General features: G+C 67.2%; 15 protein-coding genes and 1 riboswitch. Of the genes, 7 read left to right on the top strand and 8 right to left on the bottom strand.

Features of this window, described 5'->3' with window-relative positions; genetic code table 11:
* Nucleotides 1–2 precede the first annotated feature (2 nt).
* From GM1_RS13095 to GM1_RS13075, 5 genes are all read right to left on the bottom strand, one after another.
* Nucleotides 3–1079 (bottom strand): isochorismate synthase, encoded by a 1077-nt coding sequence (locus GM1_RS13095; protein ID WP_008379522.1) that lies wholly within the window; start codon nucleotides 1077–1079, stop codon nucleotides 3–5.
* Nucleotides 1076–1594: a hypothetical protein gene (locus tag GM1_RS13090; RefSeq protein WP_008379521.1), complete on the bottom strand. Its 519-nt coding sequence runs from the start codon at nucleotides 1592–1594 to the stop codon at nucleotides 1076–1078. The genes GM1_RS13095 and GM1_RS13090 overlap by 4 nt, the downstream gene beginning before the upstream one ends.
* 4 nt (nucleotides 1595–1598) lie before the next feature.
* Complete coding sequence (locus GM1_RS13085) at nucleotides 1599–2744, bottom strand: TFIIB-type zinc ribbon-containing protein (RefSeq protein ID WP_244874772.1); 1146 nt, start codon at nucleotides 2742–2744, stop codon at nucleotides 1599–1601.
* Nucleotides 2745–2826: 82 nt separating this feature from the next.
* Entirely contained in the window at nucleotides 2827–3975 is a 1149-nt protein-coding gene (locus tag GM1_RS13080) for an SPFH domain-containing protein (RefSeq protein ID WP_008379517.1), read from the bottom strand.
* 31 nt (nucleotides 3976–4006) lie between these two features.
* A complete protein-coding gene (locus tag GM1_RS13075) occupies nucleotides 4007–4798 on the bottom strand; it encodes a hypothetical protein (RefSeq protein WP_008379515.1) in 792 nt (263 codons plus the stop codon).
* A gap of 172 nt (nucleotides 4799–4970) precedes the next feature.
* Nucleotides 4971–5084: riboswitch (SAM riboswitch) on the top strand.
* Nucleotides 5085–5100: 16 nt separating this feature from the next.
* On the opposite strand from GM1_RS13075, the gene GM1_RS13070 reads away from it, so the two are divergent.
* Nucleotides 5101–6330 (top strand): aminotransferase class V-fold PLP-dependent enzyme, encoded by a 1230-nt coding sequence (locus tag GM1_RS13070; RefSeq protein ID WP_008379514.1) that lies wholly within the window; start codon nucleotides 5101–5103, stop codon nucleotides 6328–6330.
* A gap of 62 nt (nucleotides 6331–6392) precedes the next feature.
* On the opposite strand, the gene GM1_RS13065 is transcribed toward GM1_RS13070, so the two are convergent.
* A complete protein-coding gene (locus GM1_RS13065) occupies nucleotides 6393–7073 on the bottom strand; it encodes a hypothetical protein (RefSeq protein ID WP_008379513.1) in 681 nt (226 codons plus the stop codon).
* 170 nt (nucleotides 7074–7243) lie between these two features.
* On the opposite strand from GM1_RS13065, the gene GM1_RS13060 reads away from it, so the two are divergent.
* Both GM1_RS13060 and GM1_RS13055 read left to right on the top strand, forming a co-directional pair.
* The gene (locus tag GM1_RS13060; RefSeq protein WP_008379512.1) at nucleotides 7244–7714 is read left to right on the top strand and encodes a MarR family winged helix-turn-helix transcriptional regulator; all 471 of its coding nucleotides are present in this window, start codon (nucleotides 7244–7246) and stop codon (nucleotides 7712–7714) included.
* Nucleotides 7711–9399, top strand: coding sequence for an MDR family MFS transporter (locus GM1_RS13055; protein ID WP_008379511.1), 1689 nt, complete (start codon nucleotides 7711–7713; stop codon nucleotides 9397–9399). Before GM1_RS13060 ends, GM1_RS13055 begins: the two co-directional genes overlap by 4 nt.
* Nucleotides 9400–9459: 60 nt before the next feature.
* Here GM1_RS13055 and GM1_RS13050 read toward each other — a convergent pair whose 3' ends face one another.
* Complete coding sequence (locus GM1_RS13050) at nucleotides 9460–9939, bottom strand: inorganic diphosphatase (RefSeq protein ID WP_008379510.1); 480 nt, start codon at nucleotides 9937–9939, stop codon at nucleotides 9460–9462.
* Nucleotides 9940–10072: 133 nt separating this feature from the next.
* On the opposite strand from GM1_RS13050, the gene dacB reads away from it, so the two are divergent.
* Genes dacB through tilS form a run of 3 tightly spaced genes read left to right on the top strand, consistent with a single transcriptional unit; the run spans nucleotide 10073 to nucleotide 13534 of the window.
* Complete coding sequence (gene dacB, locus GM1_RS13045; RefSeq protein ID WP_008379509.1) at nucleotides 10073–11485, top strand: D-alanyl-D-alanine carboxypeptidase/D-alanyl-D-alanine endopeptidase; 1413 nt, start codon at nucleotides 10073–10075, stop codon at nucleotides 11483–11485.
* Nucleotides 11486–11516: 31 nt separating this feature from the next.
* Complete coding sequence (locus GM1_RS13040) at nucleotides 11517–12587, top strand: Rv3626c family coenzyme F420 biosynthesis-associated protein (RefSeq protein ID WP_008379507.1); 1071 nt, start codon at nucleotides 11517–11519, stop codon at nucleotides 12585–12587.
* A complete protein-coding gene (tilS, locus tag GM1_RS13035) occupies nucleotides 12566–13534 on the top strand; it encodes a tRNA lysidine(34) synthetase TilS (protein ID WP_373278344.1) in 969 nt (322 codons plus the stop codon). Before GM1_RS13040 ends, tilS begins: the two co-directional genes overlap by 22 nt.
* On the opposite strand, the gene GM1_RS13030 is transcribed toward tilS, so the two are convergent.
* Nucleotides 13527–14210, bottom strand: a complete 684-nt coding sequence (locus GM1_RS13030; protein WP_008379504.1) for a DUF8020 domain-containing protein — start codon at nucleotides 14208–14210, stop codon at nucleotides 13527–13529. The genes tilS and GM1_RS13030 overlap by 8 nt on opposite strands.
* A gap of 213 nt (nucleotides 14211–14423) precedes the next feature.
* Here GM1_RS13030 and hpt point away from each other — a divergent pair, with 213 nt between their 5' ends.
* Nucleotides 14424–15008 (top strand): hypoxanthine phosphoribosyltransferase, encoded by a 585-nt coding sequence (gene hpt, locus GM1_RS13025; protein ID WP_008379502.1) that lies wholly within the window; start codon nucleotides 14424–14426, stop codon nucleotides 15006–15008.
* Nucleotides 15009–15037 lie beyond the last annotated feature (29 nt).

The following is a 15037-nucleotide window of genomic DNA, read 5'->3' as shown; positions in this document are numbered from 1 at the left end:
GATCAGTCGGACAAGCCGAGGGCGGACAGCACGGTTCGGAACTTGGCTTCTGTCTCGGCCACTTCGGCGTCCGGATCGGAACCGGCGACGATGCCGCCGCCCGCCCACGTCGTCACACCGGTGTGCGCCGCGTCGAGTTCGAGGCAGCGGATCGAGACGAGCCACTGGCCGTCACCCGAGGCGTCGCACCAGCCGACTGCGCCCGCATAGAAGTCTCGGGGGCCTTCGATCTCTGCGATCAACTCGGCCGCCGCCGTCGTCGGAGTCCCACAGACGGCGGGAGTCGGGGACAGCAGAGCTGCGAGGTCGAGTGAAGTGATCGAGGCGTCCGCCAGCACACCGCGGATCGGCGTCGCGAGATGCCACACAGCGGGCGTGGACTGGATCTGCGGCCCATCCGGTACGTCGAGCTCGGTGCAGAGCGGACGGAGCGCGTTGACCAAGGAGTCGACGACGAAGGCGTGTTCGCGAAGGTCCTTGTCGGAGGCGCGCAACGATTCGACGGCTGCGCGGTCGGATGCGGCGTCACTCCCACGAGGCGCGGTGCCGGCAAACGGGTGACAGGTCACGACTCGGCCGGACCGGCGGACGAGGAGTTCGGGGCTCGCGCCGATCAACCAGTGTCCACGGCGGCCGGCAGCGTCCAGGGGGACGGCGAACGCGGTGGTGGTGGTCGCATCGCGGCCGGGAACGAACCGCGACGCGAGTGCAACCGGGTCGATCGGATCGTCGAACCGGAGATTCAGGGTGCGTGCGAGGACCGCCTTGCCGACTCGGCCTTGACCGATGGCGGCGAGAGCGGACCGCACGCGGTCGGCGTGCACGTCGGCCGGAGTGATCGTGGAGACGGCTCGACCGAACCCGGAGGTGACGACGGACAGGGGTGCGGCGGGGCCGAAGGTCTCGGGCGCGATCAGCGCGGCGTCGCCGGTCGGGTCGAATCCGAACGCGCCGGTCACCGTGGCGACCGCACCGGCGGCCATCGCGTCGTGGGCCTGCCCGACGCTGCTGAACTCGGCGGACACGCCGGAACCTCGCAGGGTCAGGGTGGGTGAGGAGAAGAACGAACTGAGGGTCACTGAGCCAGACCAGCAGGTGGCTCGGGCTGGTCGCGGCGCTCCGCCGGCTGGGGCGGGAGAGGTGGGATCGGCGGCAGCGTCGGCGGCGTCGAAAGACCGGAGTCGAGTCCGGGAGCGAGCGTGATCGACGCGGCGGCCTTCTCGAAATCAGAGATGCCGCGGTCCACGGCGGCCAGCGGATCGGCTTTCGCGTTCGCAGGCAGCGCCCAGATGGTCACCAGTCGTTGATCGAGTTCCCGCGCCGTGATCAGCAGGCGTGCGCGCTCGTCGAGCTGAGTGACGTCGGCGTTGCCGATCGTCGCGTCGAGGGCTTTGGCGGCATCACGGATCCGGCGATGCAGTCGAGCCTCCGGATCGTGCGAGCCGGCCCAGGACGCGGGGACGGCGACGTCCACTCCGGGGATGTGGATCGCCGCTGCCTGCGACTTCCTCCCCGATCTCGCCAGTGCGACGGCGAACGCGGTCGCAAGGCCGGCGATCGCCACGAGCACGAGCAGGATCACGACAACGATCATGGAGTTACCTCATCCTCTGATACAGGAACACGATGACGCCGATCAGGATCAGCCCGGCGATGACGGCGGCGGCGATCTTCACCTTGCTCCACGGTCGCTGGCCCTGGACCTCGCCGGTCAGCCCGTTGACGACCACCTGGAACGGCTTGCCGTCGAAGTTGACTGTGAGCAGCCACATGGGCAGCAGGAGATACATGAACTGCAACATGTCGAACGACGTCTGCTTGCGGCTGATCCGCTGGTGGTCGCCGCCGATGTCGTAGCGGATGGTGCTCTCCACCTGGGCGTCGACGCGCGGGCGGGCGTCGCGGTCGAACACGTCGCCCGGGTCGCGGTCGTAGGTCCGAGACAGATGTCCCGCGACGAACTCCGGCGTGTACGGCACCGCTGCCTGGATCGGCCACGGTTCGAGCTCCCGCACGCGCGGCTCGTCCATTCCGGTGTTGGCGAGTTCGGGCAGGTCGCGAATGCTGTTGTGGACCACCCCGGACACCGACCGCCAGGCGATGCGTGTCTCAGTGTGCTGGTTGTCGCCCGATCCGACGACGACGGTGTAATTGTCGCCTCGCTGCCCGGAGTAGCCGGTAGTCGCCTCGACGTCGTAGGTGTAATACGACATGTAGACGCTGGTGAACGAACCGAGCGTCCGATACTTCTTGAACTCGGTCGGTGCGAACCAGCGGCTGTTGATCCACTTCTCGATCGAGTCGCGGGCCTGTGGCTCGCCGACCTGCAGCGGCAGGACGGCGTCCAACGCGAGACGCTCGGGAGCGTCCTGGACGTCGTCGCGCTGAATCGGAGTGGCGCAGTACGGGCAGCGGGTTGCGGTGAGGCTGCCGTTGAAGATGGTCTTGCCGCCGCACGCCTGACACGTGACGACGTGTTCGTTTCCGCCGATCGACGCGAGGCCGAGGGGCGCCCGCTGAGCGAGCTGGTTCATCGTCGACTGCAGGTCGTGTTTGACGATGCGCGCCGACTGATCCAATTCGATCGGGTACGACGTTCCGCACGACGAACAGCCGAGACACTGCCGCTCGGGGACGAATGCGAGCGGTGCCCCGCAGTTCCCGCACGGGTAGGTGCGGGTCTGCTCGGTCACCTGACGCTGCGCACGGTCGGCGGCGTTGGGTGTCGAGGGCGGTGCGGGCACAGGCGCGGCGGCCCTCGGGATCGGCGGTGGCGCGCCAGAGGGCCCGCCGGTCGGCGGGATGGGTGGCGGTTGGGTCATCGGGTCACTGCCCGGGCGCAGGGGGTGCGGGCGGAGCCTGCGGCGGCAGGGGCGGAGGCCCGGCCGGGGCGAACAGCGGTGCGAGTGCCGGAACTTGGCCCGCCTGCGTCCAGCCGGCCATGCCCTGGGACCAGACGAGTGTGGTCGGCGTGAGTGAGCCGCGCAATTGGTCGATCGTGAACGGGCCTGCGGCGGTGCCGTTCTGATCCACGTGGAACGTCTGTGCCGACGGAACGGGTGGCGGCCCGGCAGGCGCCTGCTGCTGTTGCTGCTGATTGAACTGGTTGGCGAACTGCCCGGCCATCGCCATCCCGACGCCCATGCCCATCATGTCGCCCGCGGTGCCTCCGCCGGGATTCTGGGCGGCGGCGAGCATGGCGTCGCCCGCACGACCCTGCTGGAAGCGATTCATGTCGCCGACGTTGTTGAGGAAGCCGCGTTCTTCGACACCTCGGGCGACACCGCGGGTCATCGCGGCGGTGATCTCGTCGGGCAGCGAGATGTTCATCGTCACCGACTCGATGGCCAGTCCGTACTCGTCGTCGACGCGGGTCTGCACGTATTCGCGGAGCTTGTCGCTGAGTTCCACCTGCTTGCCCTGCAGGTCGATCGCCCCGACTCCGGTCTCGAGGATCATGTCCGAGAACGCTGTGGAGATGACGCGACGCAGCAGTTCGGCGATCTCGTCGGCGTTCACCTGGCTGTCGGCGCCGATCACTTCGCGGAGGAAGATCGCCGGGTCGGCGATGCGGATGACGCACAGTCCGTTGGCGCGGACCTGGACCATGCCGAAGTCGGGATCGCGCAACGTGATCGGGTTGGGCGTGCCCCAGCGCAGGTCGGTGACTGGCCTGCGGTTGATGAAGTACACCTCGCTGCGGAACGGGCTGTTGAACCCGTGCTTCCACCCCTGGATCGTGCTCATGATCGGCAGGTTCTCGGAAGTCAGCTCGTAGTGGCCCGGCTCGAAGGTGTCGGCGAGCTGCCCGCGGTACACGAACACCGCCTGCTGGCCCTCGCGCACGATCAGCTGAGCGCCGTTCTTGATCTCGTTGTTGTAGCGCGGGAAGCGCCACGCGAGGGTGGAACGCGAGTCGTCGACCCATTCGATGATGTCGACGAGTTCGCCACGCATCTTGCCGATGATGCCCATGTGAAGTCTCCGTTCGCAGATGGTGTGCAGGTCAGACCGCGCGGGCGGCGGTGATCTTCTCTTTGTTGACGAGTTCGGGAAGCAGTTCGGACGCCTCCGTGCTGAGCGTGTCCGCAGAGTGCGCAAAATCGACGCCGACCACGCGGACACAGTGTGTGTCGTCGACCCGGGTGGTCGCACCGCGGCGCGATGCCTTGGCATGCGACGAGCTGTTGTCGACGTCCTGCGTCCACGTGCCCAATTGCAGGGACTCGTCGCGCGGGCACGTCCCGGATCGGGCGATGAGCGCGTGGATCGGTACGCCTCGGCCGCCGCTGGCGAGCGACTTTCCGTCGGAGTCGATCTGGTCCGGGGAGCGGGTCTCGGAGTCGGGGACGATCATCGTCACGTTCTTGTCCTCAATGGTGCCGGTGGTGAGCGTCCACCCCTCCGGGACTTCGACGGTGAGGGCGATGCTGTCGTTGAGCATCGCGGTCTCGGTGTGCGGGCCGGATTCTGCCTCGGACTTCCGTGGCTGCCAGATGAGTACGCCGACCCCGACGCCGATCACCGCGACCAGCGCGGTGAGGCCGACGATCAGCCCGGTCCGCGACTTCTTCGGAAGCGGCGGGTACCCGAACGGGTTGGGTGGGCCGAACTGATTGGGCGGGCCGAACTGCGCCGGGCCGAACTGCGGGGGTTGCTGCCCGTACTGCGGAGGTGCGTATTGGGGAGGCGTGTACTGACGGGGCGCCTGCGCCGCCGGACCGCCGAAGCCCGGCCGTGCGCGCGGGTCCGCCGGGCTGCCAGGGTGGCCGAAGCGCGGGTCCTGCGGATACGTCACGGGGTCGGGCCTTCCATCGTGGTCGGGCGATGCCCGAAGTGTCTGCTGACGACTCTATCTGTCGACTGAGGCGGGGAGGAGTCGGCGACGAGTGAACGAATGACCCGGAAGTTGAAACCACCGCGCGCCAAACCCTCGTCTGCACCCACGAGGCCGCGGATAGTGGTCGGCAGGTCACGAGTATCAGCGACAAGCCCCGGCTAGCTGGTCGGCAACCCTCCTCCGCGGTGGGGTGCTCCGGGTGACGACCTGGCCGCGCGCAAGGAGTGCGCGGCAAGCGCGATTTTCAAGGAGTCTTCACCATGACCGCTGTTCTCGACGCGCCCGTGTGCCGTCCTGCCTCTGTTCTCGCTCTGGCCCCGGTGGTGGGCGCCGATGTCACGGTGCCCGCTACCGGACACTCCGGGGGCGTCGCGTACGCCAATCTCGACTACGCGGCGTCTGCTCCCGCGTTGACCGCAGTCGCGGATCGACTCGCGGGTGCGCTCGCGGAGTACGCGAGCGTGCACCGCGGTGCAGGTCACCTGTCGCAGGTCACGACGGCCCGCTACGAGCAGGCCAGAGAAACGGTCCGGACGTTTGTCGGCGGTCGTGCGGACGACACCGTCGTGTTCACCCGCAACACCACCGACTCGATCAACCTCGCCGCATCGATCGTGCCGGGCGACGTGGTCGTCCTCGACATCGAGCATCACGCCAACCTGCTGCCGTGGACGCGCACCGGTCGGGCCCGCATCGTCGAATCGCAGTCGACGATCGACGCCACGCTCGCCGCTCTCGAGGACGAACTCGCGTCGGCGCCCGCTGCGCTCCTCGCCGTCACCGCTGCGTCGAACGTGACCGGCGAGGTGCTCCCGCTCGCACGCCTCGCAGGTTTGGCGCATCGCCACGGGGCCAGAATTCTCGTCGACGCGGCTCAGCTGGTGGCGCACCGCGGGGTGTCGATAGCGAGCTTCGGCATCGACTACCTGGTGTTCTCCGGCCACAAGGTGTACGCGCCGTTCGGCGCGGGAGTGCTCGTAGGTCGTCCGGATTGGCTCGACAGCGCACCTCCCTACCTCGCAGGCGGGGGAGCGAGCGCCGACGTCTCGATCGACGACGTCGCATGGCATGCCGGGGCCGCTCGGCACGAGGCCGGTTCGCCGAACGTGCTCGGCGCCGTCTCCATCGCCGCGGCGGCCGACGAACTGCGCCGAGTCGGCTTCGAGAACATCGGGGCTCACGACGACGTGCTGATCCGCCGCCTCGACGCGGGTCTCGCAGCGCTCCCGCACGTGCGTCCGCTCCGCGCGTTCGACGACGGCCTCGACCGGGTCGCCATCGCGAGTTTCACTGTCGTCGGCCACACGCCTCGTGCTGTGGCCGAGCATTTGAGCAGTCGCGGCATCGGCGTTCGCGACGGCAAGTTCTGCGCGCACCCGCTCCTGGCCAAGCTGGGTCATCCGGACGGCGCCGTCCGCGCCAGCTTCGGTGTGGGCACCACGTCCGACGACGTCGATCGCCTTCTCAACGCTCTGGCGGAACTGGCCTGACTTTCTCCAAACGCGACCCTCCCCGCTCACTGAGCGGGGAGGGTCGCGTCGTTCCGGCGGCGCTAACGGCGCGCGGTCAGTGTCCCGTTCTCGCTGAATGTCCTGGCCAGGTCGATGGCAGGAGTTGATAGCGGGGCCGCTGTCGGATCGGCGGCGCCGCTGTCGAGGCGGATGCAGTACGTCGAGTCGACGCGCATGATGCCCTTGCTCACCTTCGCGTGGAACCCGACCTTGTCGGTCACTTTGATATCGAGGAAGTCAAAGCCGCCGACTGGCAGCGCCGCGACGTTCTCGGGGCACAATCCTGCATTCAAGAACGCGACGTCGAGGCCGAGGTCGCTGATGCCTTCGGCTCGATCCGCCATCGAGATGTCCTTCTGCAACTCCGCAGTAGTCCGCGGATCATCAGCGCGTACGACCGCGAAGGCGTTGTCCGGCTTCGCTCCGATGGTGACAGGTACAGTCTTCCAATCTTCGTGGAGGCGCAGGGTTGCCGTGACGCCGTACTCCAGCGACAGCGTGCGATCGGTGACTGTCGGCGTGGGCGAAGGTGGAATCAAAGACGTCGATGTGTCTGACGTGTCTGACGTGGCGGAGTCGTCGTCGGACTTGCTGTTCCACGGTTGCAGGGTTGCGATCAGACCTCCCGACACGAGCAGTGCGGCGGCCAGGACTCCGATGACGATCAGGGCGGTCCGCGACTTCGGATGCTGCGGTGTCGTGTGCTGCCACGGATCCGTCATTGTTGGCCTTTCGCGTGCTCAGTGTTTCGAGTCAACTGATCGTAGACGCTTCGCCGTTTCATCCGTTCCGTGGGATTGGGCGGCTATCGCCGAGTTGCTAGCTGATCTCGGCGAGCGCATGCTGGTGGACCTGAACTTAGTTGCACAACGCAAGTAATTGGAGTCGAACCATGCCCGCGCCCGAATGCATCGACGAGGTGTTCCTCGCGCTGGGGCGATTCATCAGACTCCGCGACCGGGGCATTCACACGTCGTTCCGCTCACCGGAAGGCGAAGTCGAGACAGCGGCCTACCGTGGGCTGTTCGTCCTCAAACACGGCCCCATGCGCGCGAGTGAACTCGCCGCGGCGATGGCCGCCGACCCGTCCACCACCAGCCGGCATGTCGCCAAGCTCGTCTCCGAAGGATTCGTTCGGCGAGAACCGGATCCCGCAGACGGCCGCGCGTTCCGCTTGATCCTCACCGACGAAGGTCACGTCAGAGTCCGCGAACTCGGCGCACGTCGTCGCCAGGTGGTCGGCGAGATGGTGGCCGACTGGTCCGACGAAGAGTTCGACACCTTCTCAGCTCTGCTGACCCGATTCGTCGACGCGGTGGAAGACCGCATCGATCCCTGTAGTGAGAAAGGAGAAGCCCGATGACCTCCGCAGCTTCGGCCGACTTCCCCGGAAAGGGTCTGACACACCGCCAGATCCTCACGGTGATGGCCGGCCTGATGATCGGCATGTTCCTGGCCGCGCTCGACCAGACGATCGTGTCGACGGCCATTCGCACCATTGCCGACGACCTCAACGGTTACGACATGCAGGCGTGGGTCACCACTGCCTATCTCGTGACGTCGACCGTCGTGACGCCGCTGTACGGCAAGGTGTCCGACATCTACGGACGCAAGCCGTTCTTCCTGGTGGCCATCACGATCTTCGTGATCGGCTCCCTCGCGTGCAGCATGGCGACGTCGATGTACGAGCTCGCCGGATTCCGCGCACTGCAGGGTCTCGGAGCCGGAGGTCTGTTCACGTTGGCGCTCACCACGATCGCCGACATCGTTCCGCCGCTGGAACGAGCCAAGTACCAGGGCTACTTCCTCGCCGTCTTCGGCACCTCGAGCGTCCTGGGGCCGGTGCTCGGCGGCCTGTTCGCCGGAGCCGATTCGATCCTCGGTGTGTCCGGGTGGCGCTGGGTGTTCCTGGTGAACGTGCCGATCGGCCTGATCGCACTCGTCGTCGTCTACAAGGTCCTGAACTACCCGCAGCAGAAGCTCGTCGGACACCGCACGGACTACTGGGGTGCGGCGACCGTCGCCGTGGCCGTCACTCCGCTCCTGATCGTGGCCGAGCAAGGCCGCACCTGGGGATGGACGTCGACCAACTCGATGATCTGCTACGCCGTCGGCCTCATCGGCATCGCGCTGTTCGTGCTCGTCGAATCCCGGATGGGTGACGAGGCGATCATCCCGCTGCGCGTGTTCAAGAACCGAGTGTTCACGCAGGGCGTCTTCATCTCATTGGTGGTCGGCGCCGTGATGTTCGGCGGCATCTCCATGCTGCCGCAGTACTTCCAGGTGCTTCGCGGTTCGAGCCCGATGATGGCCGGTCTGCAGATGCTGCCGATGGTCCTCGGCATGATGAGCGCCTCGATCCTGTCGGGCCAGTTGATCTCCCGGAGCGGGCACTACAAGAAGTTCCCGATCATCGGCTCGATCCTGATCACCACGATGGCGTTCCTCCTGCACTACCTCAGCACCGAGACACCGCTGTACCTGGTGATGCTCGCGGCGTTCGGCCTCGGCTTCGGCCTCGGCAACCTGATGCAGCCGATGATGCTCGCGATGCAGAACATCCTGCCGATGCGCGACGTCGGCATGGCGACCGGAACGGCGACGTTCTTCCGTCAGATCGGTGGAACGCTCGGCGTGGCGGTGTTCTTCTCGCTGCTGTTCTCGACGATGGGAACCAACATCTCCGACGAGATGCGTGCCGCCGCCGGAGCCCCGGAGTTTCAGCAGGCGGTGGTCGAAGCCGCGCAGAGCGACGACCCCGACGTGGCGGCATTCGGCAAGGGCCTCATCGCGTCCGCCAAGAACCCGGAAGCCGGCGGAGGCGACAGCGATGGGCTGATGAAGGACACGACGATCATCGAACGGCTGCCTCACGGCATCTCGCACCCGATCAAGCAGGGTTTTGCGGACTCGATGGACAAGGTGTTCCTGTCGGTGTCGATTCTGTCGCTGCTCGCGATCATCGGCACCATCACCTGGACTGAAGTGCCTCTTCGCGGTGGCCCGAAGAAGGAATCCGAACCCGCAGAGGTTCTGGCCGCCGAGTGAGAAGAAAGACGCCGCGAACCTCAGTGGTTCGCGGCGTCTTGGTGTATCTCGGGAGGAGTGTCAGCCCTGGTAGCGGGCGACAGCGGCCTCGGCGACCTTGATCGCCTCGTCCTTGCCGACCCAACCGCCCGGGGTGACGGACTTACCGGGCTCGAGGTCCTTGTAGCGCTCGAAGAAGTGCGCGATGGCCTTGAGCTCGAACTCGTTGACGTCCCCGACGTCCTGGATGTGGTCCCACCGCGGGTCGCCTGCGGGCACCGCGAGCAGCTTGTCGTCGCCGCCTGCCTCATCGGTCATCGTGTACATCGCGACGATGCGCGCCTTGACGATGACGCCGGGGTATACCGACTCGGGGAGCAGGACCATCGCGTCGAGCGGGTCGCCGTCCTCGCCGAGGGTGTGGTCGATGTAGCCGTAGTCGGCCGGGTAGCCCATCGACGTGTACAGGTAGCGGTCCAGGTAGACCTTGCCCGTCTCGTGATCGACTTCGTACTTGTTGCGTGCGCCCTTGGGGATCTCGACGGTGACCTCGAACTCCATGCGTTCACTCCTTCATCTCGTGTGTGGGACCCTGCATCAAAGCGTGTGGGCCCAGCGCCGGTGGAAAACACGTGCGACGGCCTCCAACGATACTGTTAGTTCCGTCCCCTGTATTTCCCAGACCGGAGGTTCCGTGGCTTCGCGCATCCCGCCGACCGTGATCCCGCCGACGGGCGAGCCCACTCGGAAGTCCCGAAAAGGCTTGCGCATCACGCTGATCCTGCTGCTCGTCGCACTGCTCGCAGGCGGCGGAACGGCGGGCTGGTGGTCCTACACGCAGCGACCGGACCCCGTGCCGGACGGAACCCCCGCGCAGCCGGCCGCGGTCACCGTCGACCAGGTGATCACAGCCGTGTCCGAGACTGCACCCGCACCGACGGCAGCCGGTGTCCGCGCGGTGCTGTCGAAGCCGTCGCGGGCCGATGCACTCGGTGAGTTCACCGGGCAGGTCACCGACCCGCTGACCGGCAAGGTGTTGTGGAGTCGTGACGCCGACGAAGCGCGGACCCCCGCGTCGAATGCGAAGATCCTCACCGCGGCGGCGGTCCTGATGACGCTTCCCCATGACAAGCGGATCACTACGAACGTCGTCCTCGGCGACGACGGCCAGGCGATTCTCGTCGGTGCGGGCGATCCGACACTCACCTCCGGCGACGGGGAGCAGACGTTCTACTCGGATCCCGGTCGCATCTCCGACCTGGCGACGCAGATCAAACGGTCCGGAGTGGAGGTCACCTCGGTGGCGTTCGCGACGCCGGGCTTCACCGGACCGTCGATGGTTCGCACGTGGGATCGTCGAGACATCGAGGGCGGGGACATCACCCCGCTGACGTCGCTGATGGTCGACGCCGGCCGCCGCGATCCGCTGGACGAGTACTCGCCGCGTACCGATCAGCCTGCGGAAGAGGCAGGCCGTGCACTCGCCGACGCGCTCGGCGTGCACAGTCCAGTCACCGAGGTCGACGCCCCGGCGGGCGCTCGGACCATCGCGTCGGTGAAATCTGCTCCGCTCTCCGTGCGGGTCGGCGACATGATGCGGTTCAGCGACAACGTGCTCGCCGAGATGCTCGGTGTCGAGCTCGCCGCAGCGACCGGCGGCGAGGCGAGCACAAGCGGCGGTGTGGACGCCGTCCTGAAGGCCCTGCGCACCGCGGGGTTCGACGTAGACGACGTGAAGCTGTCCGACCTGTCCGGACTGTCGTACGCGGACAAGGTGCCTGCCGGTGTTCTCGACGCAGTGATGGGCGCGACAGTGGGCGGCGACAACTCGCCGAAGCTGCGATCGCTCCTCGACACGCTTCCAGTGGCGCATGGCACCGGAACGCTCGCCGACCGATTCGATCCGGACGAGATGCCCGGTGCGGGATGGGTGCGTGCGAAGACCGGAACATTGACAGGCGTCACGTCGTTGACCGGAATAGTGCAGACCGTCGATGGTCGAGTGCTGTCGTTCGCATTGATGTCGGGCGGCACCTCACCGGCCGACGCGCGGCCCGCGATAGACACCGTCGCCGGCGCGCTCCGCGAATGCGGATGCCGGAGTTGACATGACCGACCCACAGACCAGGAGCCACGACATGGCCGAGACCACCCGGGACGAATCGATCGTCACCGCCGAGACGTCTGCGCTCACTGTCGGCGTGGACTGGGAGCTCGCGGCCTCGATCGGGCGACGAGTGGCGCGGCCGGGGCCGCGCGTGACCCGCTACACGATGGACCAGGCGCGCGCCGAACTGGCGGCCGCCGCAGTGCGCGCGGAGGGCCCGGTCCGGGAGGTCACCGGACTCGCCGACGGACTGCGCGTGCCGACGGCGCGCATCGTCGACCGCGCCGGATGGATCGACGCGGCGTCGCGGTCCATGCCTGCGATGCTGACTGACGACCCGCAACCCGAGACGGGGCTGGGAGCGAAGATCGCAGGTGTCCAGGCCGGCGGTCTGCTGGCGTTCCTCTCGGGCGCGATTCTCGGGCAGTACGACCCGTTCAGCACCGACCCCGACACCGGTGAACCCGGAGTGCTGCTGCTGGTGGCGCCCAACATCATCGCGGTCGAACGGCAGCTCCGCGCAGTGCCGTCCGACTTCCGGCTGTGGGTGTGCCTGCACGAGGTGACCCACCGCGTGCAGTTCTCCGCCAACCCCTGGCTCACCGGCTACATGCGCGAGAACGTCAGCGGACTCGCGGGCGGCGACGAGGACTCGGTGACCGAGGTCCTCGCACGCGTCACCGAGGCGGCGCGGAGCGGGAAGCCCCGCGAGAAGGGCATGGTCGGAGTCATGCAGCTGCTGCAGTCGCCGGAACAGTTCGAAGCGTTCGAGCGCGTCCTGGTGCTCGGGACTCTCCTCGAAGGGCACGCAGATCACGTGATGGACGCCGTCGGACCAGCCCACGTTCCCACCGTGGAGCAGATCCGCGCCGGATTCGATGCGAGGCGCAGTGCGCCGCGCAATCCGCTGCAGCGGCTCATCAGGGCGCTGATCGGCATGGACGCGAAGATCGCACAGTACGTGCGCGGCAAGGCGTTCGTCGACGAAGTCGTCGAGACCGTCGGCATGGAGCGGTTCAACACCGTCTGGACCTCTCCCGACACGCTCCCGAAGATGAGCGAGATCGACGAGCCGTCGAAGTGGATCGACAGGGTTCTCTGACCGGCCCCGCGGAACGCGCCGTGATCGGCGCGATCCGCGGCTTCGTGTCGGCCCACCTCGACGGCGGTCCCGTCTGCGTCGCATTGTCGGGAGGTGCGGACTCACTCGCGTTGACAGCGGGTGCGGCACGCGCGGGACTGGACGTCCACGCGATCGTCGTCGATCACGGCCTGCAGACCGGATCCGATGTCGTCGCCGAAACGGCTGCGGCCACGGCCAGGAAGCTGGGGGCGACCGCCGAGGTCCGCCGAGTGACTGTCGACGGCGGCGGAGGGCTCGAAGCGGCTGCCCGGACGGCGCGCTACGCCGCGCTGCGGGCGGGGCGCGACGGCAGGCCGGTCCTGCTCGGCCACACCCTCGACGATCAGGCCGAAACCGTTCTCCTCGGTCTCGGACGCGGATCGGGCGGCAGGTCGCTCGCGGGAATGCGGCCGTGGTCGTCCCCCTGGGGGCGCCCACTGCTCGGCATCCGTCGCGCGCAGACCGTTGCCGCGTGCGCGGGCTGGGGGCTGCCGGTGTGGGACGACCCGCACAACGACGATCCGCGGTTCACACGCGTCAGGGTGCGCACCGAAGTGCTCCCGTTGCTCGAGGACGTGCTGGCGTCCGGGGTCGCCGAAGCCCTCGCGCGCACCGCTGATCAGCTCACCGCCGACTCCGACGCCCTCGACGGGTTCGCTGAGAGCCTCCTCGACCGGCAGGTGGACGAGGGGCTCGCGGTGGGCGACATCGGAGACGCGCCACCTGCCGTTCGCACCCGTGCGGTGCGTTTCTGGCTTCAGCGGCGGGGGATCGAGACGCCGTCGCACCGAAATGTCACGGCCGTCGACGCTCTGGTCTCCGACTGGCGCGGACAGGGGCCGATCGCAGTCGGGGGAGACGACGAGGCCCGCCTGGTCGTGACCAGACGGGCCGGAGTGCTCGTCGTCGAGCGTGCCGCTAGGTGACCTTGCAGAACTTCGGCTTGAACTTCGAGTGGATGGTGTCGAAGTAGCGGGTGAAGGTGCCTGCCACGGCGGCGCCGCCGAGGCCGAGTCCGACGCCGACGACAACGCCGATCGCTGCGCCCGCAAAAGCGAGCGGGCCGCCGACAAGACCGACGACCGCGCCGATCACCGCGCCGGCGAGACCGCCGATGGTGGTGGCCGTCGCCAGCTCGGAGTTCATCCGATTGAGTGCCTCCAGATCGCGCTGCTTGCGTGTCTGCGGGCCGCAGAGTTGCTTCTCGTCAGCCACCGACTGTCGGACCTCGGCCGCGTTCCGGACCCGCGCCGGAGCGGCGACCGAACGGGTGACGTCGGTCGACGGGACCAGGGTGGCGGTACGGCCCTTCACCGTCGCATCGATCGGGTACGCGCGCTTGTCAGTGTTCAGGTATGCGAGGGGGACCGTTTCGAGTACGGACCCGGCCGCGTCGCGGACGACGAGCGAACCGGATTCGACGGTGAGCGACCCGTCCGCGATACGGACGACGACGTCGTTCTGGTTCGCCTGAACGGTGGCTCGGACAGGGGTGTTCGCGGGTGCTGCTGCGGCCGGTCCGGCGACGAGGGGGATGGTCAGAACGGCTGCGATGAGCGTGATGACCGTGATTCGGACACGGTTGAGCCTTGGGGTGGGCATGGGCCTCATTTCAATGATGGAGCGCGCACGAGAGCGCGGAGTGTCGTCTGAACGTGCCACACGAAACATGATGGATTCCTCGCTTTCGGCAAAGTTGTGACAACTGTGATGGAAGAGACTTCTGATTCTCTGAATCAGTGGTATTTGCAGCCTTCGATCGATCGGATCGGTGCCGATGTGCCGCACCGATGGTCGGCGTGACAAGCTAGAGACGTGGCACGTGACGACAACGCCTTGGGTTCAGACAGCGGTTACGGCGGAGACATCGAGTCCGTCCTGATCAGCCGTGAGCAGATTCATGCACGCACGGTCGAGATGGCTCAGGCCGTCGGCGAACGGTACAAGGACGCGGACGAAGACCTCGTCCTGATCGGTGTCCTCAAGGGCGCGATCATGTTCATGACCGATTTCGCTCGTGCACTGCCGATCCCGTCGCAGATGGAGTTCATGGCGGTCTCCAGTTACGGCTCGTCGACGTCGTCGTCCGGTGTGGTCCGCATCCTCAAGGACCTCGACCGGGACATCGCGGGGCGTGACGTTCTGATCGTCGAAGACGTCATCGACTCCGGACTCACGTTGTCGTGGCTGATGAAGAATCTCGCGACCCGTTCACCGCGGTCACTCGAAGTGGTCACCCTGCTGCGCAAGCCGGATGCGATGCGCGCCGTGATCGACGTGGCAGACGTCGGCTTCGACATCGGCAACGAGTTCGTCGTCGGATACGGACTCGACTACGCCGAGCGGTACCGCGATCTGCCGTACATCGGCACCCTGCATCCGGACGTCTACTCGTCCTGATCTGGCGTCGCCGGGAACACCGCGGGTCG

The sequence above is a fragment of the Gordonia malaquae NBRC 108250 genome (assembly GCF_000344135.1).
Taxonomy (GTDB): Bacteria; Actinomycetota; Actinomycetes; order Mycobacteriales; family Mycobacteriaceae; genus Gordonia; species Gordonia malaquae.
This window is presented reverse-complemented; position numbering and strand designations above follow the sequence as displayed.

Excerpts from the sequence above, each read along its gene's own strand:
- GM1_RS13055 (WP_008379511.1), top strand. The coding sequence starts at position 7,711 with ATGACCTCCGCAGCTTCGGCCGACTTCCCCGGAAAGGGTCTGACACAC.
- GM1_RS13065 (WP_008379513.1), bottom strand. The coding sequence starts at position 7,073 with ATGACGGATCCGTGGCAGCACACGACACCGCAGCATCCGAAGTCGCGG.
- GM1_RS13090 (WP_008379521.1), bottom strand. The coding sequence starts at position 1,594 with ATGATCGTTGTCGTGATCCTGCTCGTGCTCGTGGCGATCGCCGGCCTT.
- GM1_RS13040 (WP_008379507.1), top strand. The coding sequence starts at position 11,517 with ATGGCCGAGACCACCCGGGACGAATCGATCGTCACCGCCGAGACGTCT.
- GM1_RS13080 (WP_008379517.1), bottom strand. The coding sequence starts at position 3,975 with ATGGGCATCATCGGCAAGATGCGTGGCGAACTCGTCGACATCATCGAA.
- GM1_RS13030 (WP_008379504.1), bottom strand. The coding sequence starts at position 14,210 with ATGCCCACCCCAAGGCTCAACCGTGTCCGAATCACGGTCATCACGCTC.
- GM1_RS13050 (WP_008379510.1), bottom strand. The coding sequence starts at position 9,939 with ATGGAGTTCGAGGTCACCGTCGAGATCCCCAAGGGCGCACGCAACAAG.
- GM1_RS13060 (WP_008379512.1), top strand. The coding sequence starts at position 7,244 with ATGCCCGCGCCCGAATGCATCGACGAGGTGTTCCTCGCGCTGGGGCGA.
- GM1_RS13070 (WP_008379514.1), top strand. The coding sequence starts at position 5,101 with ATGACCGCTGTTCTCGACGCGCCCGTGTGCCGTCCTGCCTCTGTTCTC.